Consider the following 9958-nt stretch of genomic DNA (forward strand, 5'->3'; position numbering starts at 1 on the left):
AGTGACTGGAGTAACAGGAGCCACCGGGGCTACTGGAGTAACTGGGGTAACCGGAGTGACCGGAGTAACAGGAGTAACAGGAGTAACGGGAGTAACGGGAGTAACAGGAGCTACAGGAATAACGGGAGCTACCGGGGTAACAGGCGCTACCGGAGTAACAGGAGCGACAGGAATAACAGGTGCAACTGGGATCACCGGAGCTACTGGAGTAACTGGGGTAACCGGATCGACCGGAGTAACAGGAGCCACCGGGGCTACTGGAGCCACTGGGATAACTGGAGCCACTGGGTTCACCGGAGCTACCGGAGTAACTGGGGTAACCGGAGTAACTGGGGTAACCGGAGTAACTGGGGTAACCGGAGTGACCGGAGTAACAGGCGCAACCGGAGTAACCGGGGCTACTGGCGCTACAGGAGCCACTGGGATCACCGGAGCGACTGGAGTAACAGGAGTAACAGGAGTAACAGGAGTAACGGGAGTAACGGGAGTAACTGGGGTAACCGGATCGACCGGAGTAACGGGAGCAACCGGAGCCACCGGGGCTACTGGAGCAACAGGCGCCACCGGGATCACCGGAGCAGGCGCGATCATTCCGTATGCTTCTGGTCTTCCCACTGCCGTGACGACCATTGCCGGCGGATTAATCGGAACGGTGAGCCTTGTCGGGTTCGGCAATTCTGTGACGGGCGTCAATGTCGGAGGGGGAGGCGCAATTGATCTTACCGGGGCTGGAGGAACTCTGCTGAACTTTGCTTTTTCTGCTCCGAGAAGCGGAACCATTACATCAATTGCCGCTTATTTCAGTACAACCGCAGCATTGTCGCTTGTCGGCTCGACTGTTACGATAACCGCACAACTATACAGTTCTACTGTGCCGAACAATACGTTCACGCCGATCCCCGGAGCATCCGTCACTTTAGCTCCTCCCCTCACCGGCATATTGTCAATCGGCAGCATCAGCAACGGAATCACGACAGGGCTGAACATTGCGGTAACTCCTCAAACCCGGCTGTTAATGGTATTCTCTGCCACTGCGACAGGCCTTTCGCTTATTAATACAGTGGCGGGATATGCAAGCGCGGGGGTTACGATTTCTTAAGTGAGAACGGCCAGACTGGTGCGGATCATCTAAGCTAAGCTTGGAGAAGATATCATTTTTTCTTCAAGCTTTTTTGTTTTTACGTCTTTCTGTAAAGGCTGACGGGAATTTCCCGACAGCCGGCAGAAGTATTTACATGCCTTTTGAAGTTAATCAGTATCTTAATGAAGACGTTTTTAGTGAGATCAAATCATCCGTTGTGCCGGGAGTGTGAATCATCATCGAAACAGCGGTGCCCTCATCCGGGGTGCTGGTGATCGTCAATTCGCTTCCGCAAAAATGCTTCAGCCGCCGATTGATATTTTTCAGGCCGACACTGCGATTAACATCAGAAGACAAAATATCTTTCTGTATGTCCGGCATGATGCCGGTTCCATTATCCTCCACTTTGATAAAATACGTGTTTTCGCCTTGTTTTTTCGCTGTCAGCTTTATCCGTCCGCCGCCTCTTTTCTTACTGATCCCGTGATGAACGGCGTTTTCCACCAATGGCTGTATCATTAAAGGCGGAAGGGGGAAGTCAATGTCCTGTTCAATATCAAAAAGGATATCAAGCCGTTTGCCGAAGCGTGTTTTTTCTATAGAAAGATATGACGTAATGATAGAAAGTTCGTTTCTGAATGAGCTGATGTCCGAAGTGTTTTGAAAATCAAAACTCATCCTTAAATAGTTTGTAAATGCAGCAGTGGTTTCCCTTGCTTTTTCAATATCCAAATGGCTGAGCGCGATGATCGTATTTAATACATTGTAAAGAAAATGAGGCTTAATCTGCGACTGAAGAAATGCCATTTCTAAATTTGTGGCTTGGTGAGCCGTATGCTTCATCAAAATTAAATTTTTAATACGCGCGGTGAATTCAGAGTAATGATAAGGCTTTTGTAAAATGTCGTTTGCTCCGGCATGAAACGCCTTGTATTTGTCATGGCTGATAATGGCTGCCGTAACGATAAGAACCGGCAGATCGACCATGCTGAACCTTTCGCGGATGTTTGTGCAGACTTCAAAACCCGTCATGTCAGGCATCATCAAGTCTAATATGACCAAGTCAAGCTTCGAGGAAGTGACAGCTTGAAGCGCCTCTTTTCCGCTTTTTACTGCGATTACGTTATAAGGAACACCTTCCAGCATATCAATTAAAATTTTCAAACTCTCGATATTATCGTCGACAATCAGAATCGTCGGAGCATCGATTTTCTCTGAGTGATAAGGCGTGACCAGCGAAATATCCGGTATTCTCTGTCCGGGCTGTGATTTAGGAAGTTCGGTCTTTGCTTCCGGTAAAGAAACAATTTGAGCGGCGGGTAACGTAAAATGAAAGGCTGATCCTTGCGCCGCCGCTGACTCCGCCCAGATGTCCCCGTTTTGGAGCTTGACGAGCTGTTTCACAATACTTAAACCTAAACCCGTTCCATCTTCTTCCTTCCCTCCCGCTTGCTGAAAAGAATCAAAAATGGTTTCAAGATCAGCCTCAGGAATGCCGCTGCCGGAATCGGTCACGGTTATTTGAATCATTTTGTCATTCAGGTTTTCGGCGGAAAGAATAATGTTCCCCTCGGATGTGTACTTGATTGCATTTTCAATAAGATTGGTTAAGATTTGCCGGAATCGGTTTTCATCTGCAAGCACCAAAGGGAGATCGTCCGGCACATGATTAAGAATCGCGAGTTTTTTATGTTTGGATAAAAGCCGGTAGAAGTTCATCTCACTGCATATGACGGCATGCACATCGACGGGAACCGGACGAATCTGCAGCATCCCCTGCTTCATTTTTTCCAAATCAAGAATATCATTTACGAGATCGGAAAGTCTGTAGCCCATACGGATGATCAGCTGCATATTTTCTTTCTCTTCCTCTATCGTCTTCTTTTTTCTGCCGGCTACAAGGGTTTGGCATATATTAATAATGCTGTTCAGCGGCGTCTTGAATTCGTGTGAAGTTTTGGCGATAAATTCATCTTTCAGTTGGTCCATTTTGACTAATTTCCGTGAGAGGACTTCATTGTCCCGGAAAGCTCCGGCGAATTGCTGCGCCATCAGGAGAACCACCGCCAATAAAGCGATGACTGTCGGCAATGAATAGATCGAATTAAAAGAAAAAGCTGTTTTGCCGCTGTAAGCTGAAATGGTCGTAAGAATCACAAAAGCGCTCATCGAGACGGATGCGAGTGTAAGGTACGTGCTTCCTTTTATTTTTCTTATGGCGGCAATCGTAAAAATATATGTAATATAAAACAGAGTCGTAACGGCCAGCACAGAATGTAAAATGTATGAGAGGTGATCAATGAAACTTCCGGACATAAAATCAGTGATCAAGATGATCCCGGATAAAGCGGTTAAAATGGTGATCGTCGTTTTTGAAACAATTTCTCTGTATGCATAAAAGAGATAAAGAAAAACCGCCATGCTGACAAGCACGGTTGAGATGATACGCAAGGAATTCAGCAATGAAAATGAAATAGACGGAAAGAGGAGAAAGATAATTCTTTCTTTCCCGATCATAAGAATAATGGCTGAAAAAAGCAGACACATCACGGAAAAGAACAATAAATGTTTATCCTTTGTCCGTTGCAGAAAAAAGCCGAGAAAATATAAACCGGTAATGAAAAAAGCCGTAATCATAATGGAATCATTAAAAAAGGAAATTTGATTCTCGCGTATAATTTGTTCTTGAGTCCCAAACGTTATCGGTTTTGCGATCCCCCAGCCGGGAACTTTTCCGAAATTCGAAAAATGCAGGACAAGTTCATTGTCACCCTTGCGAAGCCTGAAAAAGCTGCTGTACGGTTTGTTCTGCGCCTTAAAATCAGCTTTTTCTGAAGGATTGCCGCTCTGTCCGATTATTTTTCCATTAAGATAAAGGCGGTTTGAACTGTAGATATAAGATGTGCTGATCCCCAAAACCTGATTGTCTTCATTTGATCGGATTGTCAGTTTGTACGTTCCGTAATCCACGTCGGCCGTTTTTCCGAACAGCTTCACATTGACAGGGACATCAACGAGTACGGGATTTTTTCCTTTTGCTGAATGAAGCGCCTGCGGTGACAGCATCTGATTTGGATATAGAATCCATTTCCCGTTCAGCTGGACATTTCCATCCTTTTGAAAATCCCAATTTTCCAGATTGATCACGCCCTGTTCCGCTTGAGGGAGGGATGATCCTGAAAAATGATCCATGGCCATAAAAATCATAAAGAAAGCAGCATAGCCGCAAATAATCGTAATCGAAATAAATTTTTCTTTCACATCATTACTCCTTTATCCCATTCAGGGGCATTCTATTATCCTATTTAATGTATAAATATTGTAATCACAAACGTTATAATACAACAAGAGAAAGAAAAAGAATCCAACTATATAGGGCATTGGGCATGGTATAATTGAAATTATTTTCAGATATATCTATATTGACGGGTGGGATGCGGTTTGAAAGCGTTAATTGTGGATGATGAGGAACTGGCATTGCTTCATTTTAATCGTATGCTTGAGCGGACAAACGCCTTTCAATCTATTATAACGTTTCAAGATCCGGCGGAAGTTCTGGAGCATTCGGAACTTTCAGCAGCTGATGCGGTGTTTCTTGACATTGAAATGCCCGGGATAAACGGTATTGAGCTTGCTGAATCGATTCAGGAGGTCAATGAAAATATCCAAGTTATTTTTATCACCGCTTATAATGAATTCGCGATCAAAGCGTTTGAATTGAATGCTGTCGATTATCTATTAAAACCGGTTGACAATGCCCGGCTGCTGACAACTGTTGAGCGGATCCGAATGAATAAAAAACTCAGGTCGGCGGACGGGAATACCGGGACGGATTATGTTATACAATGTTTTGGGAACCTGGACTTTTATCAATCGGTAAATGGTGTCAAAACATACATAACAGTCAAGTGGAGAACATCCAAAGCCCGTGAACTGTATGCATTTTTACTTCTTAATCAAGGGCGCACGGTCAGTAAAGACATGCTGATGGAGATGTTTTGGCCTGCTTATGATATATCAAAAGCAAGCACCCAGCTCTACTCGACAATATATCAGATACGGAAATTAATCGGTCAGCTGCCCTTCAGCCAATCAATAGAAAATACTGATATAGGATACATTCTCCGGCTTTCCGGGGTAAAGATTGATACAGTTGAATGGGAAAAAACATTCAAAGAGGCTCCTCCGCTCAGCGCAGCTGCACTAACCCGGCACATGAACATGGTCATGTCATATGAGAACCATTATCTCATGGAGAATGGCTATCTGTGGGCAGAGCCGGAAAAAGCGCGTCTTGCCCATCTGTGGCTCAGCAAAGCGTACGAACTGATTGGTTTTCTCATCCAAGAGAAGAACGATCGTCAAGCGATGGACGTTTGCCTGCAGGTTGAGAAAATAGAGCCCGGTGACGATAAAATTATACAATACAAACTGCAGTTATTTAATAAACTGGGAAAGGTAGAAGAGGCGATAAAGGAATACGAACGATATAAACAATTAAAAGATAAAATCAATTGACGATTGAATGACCGGACCGGCTGATGCCGGTCTTTTTTTGTGCGCTATTTCTGAAATGATCCCATGTACAGAATTTGTATAGGCCGATTTCATACAATGTAGTTTGGTTCGGATAAGGAGAATCCCATGCTTACCGGCTTGTTCGAACGTAAATCTATATAAAAGGGGAGGAATAAGACATTGGGAGTGAGGAACTTTTCGTTCAGCCCGAAAAAAAGCAAAAGGCTGAGGGCGGCATTGATTTCATGCTTCACGCTGTTTTTCATCTTCAGCCAAGTTGTCAGCTTTACTCCGATCGCAGCCGCTTCCGGATCACAACATAGCGAGAGCGGGTTCTTTGATTCAGTTGCAGTCAAAGACGGCAGACAGCAGACCGTTGACGGATCAAAAGCCGGTGAACCGGCTTTAACACCGGGAGATAAAGTGACACTGACATACGAATGGTCACTAAAACACAAAGAAGATGCAAGTGACCGGAATATCACCGTAAAGATTCCGGAAAGTTTTACATTAGATAATGATGCCGAAGGTGAGCTGAAATCAGCTGATCGGGTGATCGGTATATATAAAGCTGAAGCAAACAGAAGCACGCTGGAAGTGAAAGTGAACGATGCTGAAGCGGATGCCGGGGATGCCAAAGGCTCCATTACACTGTCGGCGAAGTTTACTCCCGACATAACAGATGAGACGAAAATGGCAAAAGCTCTTTTTCAACTGGATGCCGGCAAGACCCAGCAAGTGTTAATACCTGTGAAGAAAGACGGAACAACGGATTCCGATACAGAAAAAAACACCTCTTCAACACCTGCTGAACCTCAGGATAAGACAGAGAAAAAATCAGCATCTGCAGACGGCGGGGATAAAGCAGAACAGGCAACGAAATCAAAACCTTCTGCTAAACGCAGTCAATCAAAAATGGTGATTACAAGCAAATCTGCCGCTAAAAGCCTTCAATCAGGCGGAAACCGGATTACGCAAAATATTTTAACTGATGTGAAATTGACGGATGAAAAAGGAAAACCATATGACAAAAACAACCGTGCGAATACGAACTCTCCGGCGAATATCACCATCCAATGGGCGATTCCGAATGAGCTGGGGAAAACAATAAACGACGGTGATCGATATGAATTTGACCTGCCTAAAGAATTTATTATGCATAATGACATTACGAACCAGCCATTGACCGACGGCGATAGTACGTACGGAACTTTTTCCATTAATACGAGCGGCCATGTCATCATGACGTTTAACGGCGAGGTAAAAGAAGATTCTAACGTCAAGGGGTCATTGTATGTAAACACCCAATTCAATCAGAAAGAAATAAAAGGATCAACCACACAAAAGATTAAGTTTCCGGTTAACTCTGATACGCCGGACGTAACGGTTTATTTTAAACCGAATGTCAATAAAACCATTGAGAAATCAGGGTCATTGAATAAAGGCATTAATCCCGGAAAGGTAACGTGGACGGTTGACCTTAATAAAAAGGAAGAAGAAGTTAAAAATGCGAAATTGACTGAAAGCCTTCCGGACGAATTGACTTTCCGCTCTGTGAAAGTGTATGAACTTGATGTGAATATTGACGGCTCGGTGAGTCAGGGAAATGAGATAACTTCAGGTTATACCGTTGGCGAAAACGGTAATGTCACCTTCGCCGGGACAATTGATTCAGCCTACCGGCTCATATATGACACGGAAATTAAAGATGAGGCAAAGCCGGGTAAAGGCGGAAACATCACGCTGACAAACAAGGCGGCATTCAGCGGAGACAATGCGGAGCCGATTTCTGCGGAAGCTTCCGTAACAGCGGGTTACGGAAAAATGATAGAAAAATCTTCGACAGGTTATAAAGGAGAAACCCAAACGTTCAGCTGGGCTGTTATGTACAACTACGGTGAGAAAAAGATTGATCAATCCAAAGCCGGCATCAAGGATACGTTCGGATCAGACGATCTGCATCTAGTTCCCGGATCATTGAAAGTCCTTCCGATTACATTCAGCCAGAACGGCAGCGAACAAGAGGGCGCCCCATTAAAAGAGGGTGATGATTATACGCTGACTGATAACGGGAACGGCTTTGAAATAAAATTCAAGCAAACTGTCACAGGAGCATATAAGATCATTTATCAATCTCAAGTCAACGATGGGGTCATTATTGACAGTCCTGTCAAATACACCAATACAGCAATGACAGATACGGGGGACTCAAAGGAAACTCCGGGAACCGCCATTCAGCAGAATCTGATCAAACATTATTCAAACGCAGACTATGAGAAGAAGACGGTTGATTGGACAATCACAGTTAACAAAAACGGTTACACAATGAAAGACTGGACGCTGGATGATCAATTCACCAGCGGAGGCCTGGCGCTCATTGACGATTCATTTAACATGCAAGACACGACTGAAAACAAAACGCTGAAAGAAGGAACGGATTATACATTAACAAAAAAGCCCGGAAATCAAGGCTTTACAATAGCATTGATCGGGGACTACGCAGAAACAAACAGTCAGTTTAAGATCACGTATAAGACAAAATTCAACGCTGACTTTTCAAACGAAACGATTAAAAATACGGCGGAGTCGACATGGACCGATAAAAACGGCAACAAACGCACAAATAAGGAATCGAGCGGCTTCACACCGAACAATCAGACGTCCCATAACGGATTCAAAAACGGCTCATACAACGCCGTTTCAAAAGAAATCACATGGAAAGTCGGCATCAATTACAATGGCGAACCTTCAAAACATCCTTATATAAAAGATACGATCACAGATGGTCAGCAATTTTTGCATGGGTCGGTTGCTGTTAAAACGTATACCATCAGCAAAAACGGCTCTATCACTGAAGGAGAGGCGCTGGATCCTTCAAAATATGAAATAGAAGAGCTGTCAGACGGCAACAAAAATACGTTAACCGTACATCTCAAAACAGATGACGCTGTACCATACCTGATTGAATTTAAAACGTCATTAAAAGGCCAGGTCATTAAACAGAATCAATACACAAACAAAGCAGAGTACTTTAATAATGACCATGCAGACCGAACGCTGACGGGTTCAGTTTCCGTCGCAAACGGAGGAAACCTGATTTCTAAAGGCGGCAAACAGAACGGAAACAATATCGATTGGAACATCAATGTCAATGCCAGCCAATCGACACTGGATGACGTAAAAGTCAAAGACACACCGGATGAGAATCAAATAATAGATGAAGATTCTTTTAAAGTATATCAAGCAAAATATAATGAGAACGGCGTTATGAAAGACAGCAGCGGAAATCTTATTCCGGGTGATGTGCGGCTTGAGAAAGATAAGGACTATAAATTAGATATGAAAACTGACAATGCCACCGGTGAACAATCATTTGTCCTTACCTTTACAGGCGGCTATAAACAAATCGACCGTGCGTATGTCATACAATATCGTTCTCTCATTAATATTTCCGGCAGCAGCGGTCAGGTCAACAACAAAGTGTCGATATCAGGGACGAATGTTGAGGAGCAGACCCAAGAGAACAACAGCTCAGTGTTTGTCGCTATTTCAAGCGGCGGCGGCTCAGGGTCAGGGGAGAAGGGAAGCCTGACGATATCTAAAACAGGATCAGACGGAACATCTCTTTCAGGAGCAGACTTTCAATTATGGTCTAAAGACGGCAAGCAGCTGCTGCGTACGGGCACAACAGACGATGCCGGTAAACTTACGTTTGGGAATATCCGTTACGGAACCTATGTACTGAAAGAAATAAAAGCGCCGGACGGCTACACCATCAGCGATGCTTATGTAAACGGGGTCTCCGTTACGATTGACGGCAAATCCTCCGTAGCAGGAGCACTCTATAAAGTCATAAATCAAAAAAATAAGGTGACGCTTATCAAAAAAGACGAAAACAATAATCCTTTGGCCGGTGCTGTATTTAAGCTTGAGAAAAAATCAAGCGACGGTACCTATACTCTGATAAAAAATAATATTGAAAGCGATAAAAATGGGAAAGTTGAGATCAACGGTTTGCCCGCCGGATACTACCGGCTGATGGAGACGAAAGCCCCATCAGGGTTTATCGTAAACACAAAAGCCATTCACTTCTCAATCGCAAAGAACGAAAAGAATCAAGTACCTGATGTTGAATTGGGATCAATGGTGAATTATAAAGGAAAAGCCGCTTTAACGAAGAAAGATGCAGACGGCGGGAACCTTGAAGGCGCAGTTTTCAAAATCGTCGATAGTGATGGAAAAATAGTTCAGGACGATCTGGTTTCAGATAAGGACGGAAAAGTAGAAACATCCGGCCTTGCCCCGGGTCATTACGCCTTCATCGAAACGAAAGCGCCTGACGGCTATGTGTTAAATACG

General features: G+C 44.1%; 4 protein-coding genes and 1 pseudogene. 3 read left to right on the plus strand and 2 right to left on the minus strand.

Annotation, left to right across the window (positions count from 1 at the left end; genetic code table 11):
- Window positions 1–1099, plus strand: a 1099-nt coding sequence (locus AC2CGA_RS17435; RefSeq protein WP_484480256.1) for an exosporium glycoprotein BclB-related protein, incomplete at its 5' end; no start/stop codon positions are given.
- A 153-nt stretch (window positions 1100–1252) separates the two neighbouring features.
- Here AC2CGA_RS17435 and AC2CGA_RS17440 read toward each other — a convergent pair.
- Together AC2CGA_RS17440 and AC2CGA_RS17445 are read right to left on the minus strand one after the other, a co-directional pair.
- Window positions 1253–2389 carry a sensor histidine kinase gene (locus tag AC2CGA_RS17440; protein ID WP_256079800.1) on the minus strand — a complete coding sequence of 379 codons (1137 nt, stop codon included), beginning with the start codon at window positions 2387–2389 and terminating at the stop codon, window positions 1253–1255.
- A gap of 15 nt (window positions 2390–2404) precedes the next feature.
- Window positions 2405–4288 (minus strand): annotated as a pseudogene (locus AC2CGA_RS17445) (sensor histidine kinase); the annotation flags it as partial.
- Between the two features lie 234 nt (window positions 4289–4522).
- Here AC2CGA_RS17445 and AC2CGA_RS17450 point away from each other — a divergent pair.
- Window positions 4523–5599, plus strand: a complete 1077-nt coding sequence (locus AC2CGA_RS17450) for a response regulator (protein ID WP_015388553.1) — start codon at window positions 4523–4525, stop codon at window positions 5597–5599.
- Between the two features lie 180 nt (window positions 5600–5779).
- On the plus strand, window positions 5780–9958 hold a 4179-nt coding region (locus AC2CGA_RS17455; RefSeq protein ID WP_484480257.1), incomplete at its 3' end, for a collagen binding domain-containing protein.

The sequence above is a fragment of the Bacillus sp. SYZHCR11 genome (assembly GCF_057196865.1).